Source organism: Bradyrhizobium sp. Kon37 (assembly GCF_055807535.1).
In genome coordinates, this window is sequence record NZ_JBVVOY010000214.1 from 1 (window position 1) to 307 (window position 307).

Here is a 307-nt window from a genome sequence, read left to right on the forward strand (position 1 = left end):
GCTCATGACCGCCACGCTTATACCGGTGAGTCGGCTGCTGACAGCTGACCAGCCCCAGCTCTTTCATGAGCCTGCCAGCAAGCCAGCGTCCCATCTGGTAGCCTCTCCGGGTTGCCATTGTGGCGATGCTTCTTGCTCCGGCCGAACCGTGGCTGATGCCATGTAGCTCAAGTACCTGACTGCGTAATACAGCCCGTCTGCCGTCTGGTTTTTCAGGACGGTTTTTCCTGAGGTAGCCTGAGTTTAACGGACACTCCTTCCTGAAATAGAATGGCATCAGAAGGAGCTAATAATGAGCAGAAAAACC

At 54.7% G+C, this 307-nt stretch carries 1 pseudogene; it reads right to left on the reverse strand.

The window, feature by feature from the left end:
• Window positions 1–226, reverse strand: a pseudogene (locus AC0L3J_RS37860) (IS3 family transposase); the annotation flags it as partial.
• Between the last annotated feature and the right edge of the window lie 81 nt (window positions 227–307).